The 700-nt window shown below is 39.0% G+C and carries 1 protein-coding gene; it reads right to left on the bottom strand.

Annotated elements, in window-relative coordinates; genetic code table 11:
- Positions 1 to 404: 404 nt before the first annotated feature.
- A partial coding sequence (locus A3738_RS10815) for a hypothetical protein (protein WP_197473809.1) occupies positions 405 to 700 on the bottom strand: 296 nt, incomplete at its 5' end.

The raw sequence follows: 700 nt of genomic DNA, 5'->3' as shown, positions 1-700 counted from the left end.
TTGTGGGCTAATTGTTACTCAGAGAGTGTCCCTGAAACACTCATCGATATACTAATTAAGGGGGGCACTCTTTTGTTGATCGTTTTTTATAAACAACTACTCGGCGCATGATTAGGTCTTTTTGTTCGAACATATTGACTGGTCTTTATTTGGCAAAAGCCTCTGATTTTTAAGTTTTTAGAGGAAGGTTTCGGTGTCAAAATTGACGTGTTTTGACTTAATTTGTCGGAACGCATACTTTGTAAGTTATTGATTTATCACTCTAAATGGCTGTATAAGCCCTCAGTTTCAGCGTTTGAATCCCTGGCTCACCGCCATTTTTCATTGAAGTCGAATGCCTCCATCTAAGTTGCTTAACTGATAAAACTCTTCGTTATTTGCGTTAATGCTTAGTTTTTAATTTCTCAGTTATCTGAAAATAAATACTTCATCAGTTTGTCTATCGTTTCATCGAATGATTGCTCCGTCCTCGATGAATATTCCTTGAGCATGATGAGGGCTTCTTTGGTTACTTGTTCTGTTGAGGGTAGTTCTATCCCGCATAGTTTATCGATTTCACTAACTGGCTCATCTAATGTTAATAGCGACTCAAGTGCGTCAAGTTCGTTCATTGTTTGACAGCCGGTTATTACGTCGGAGCTTGTCATAGCGACATTAGCTGCAATGCCGATGATTGGAACCGATGAAGGTACTAATGCTG

The sequence above is a fragment of the Oleiphilus sp. HI0066 genome (assembly GCF_001635725.1).
The sequence above is the reverse complement of the archived record's forward strand: the minus strand, read 5'-3'. Positions and strand labels throughout refer to the sequence as shown.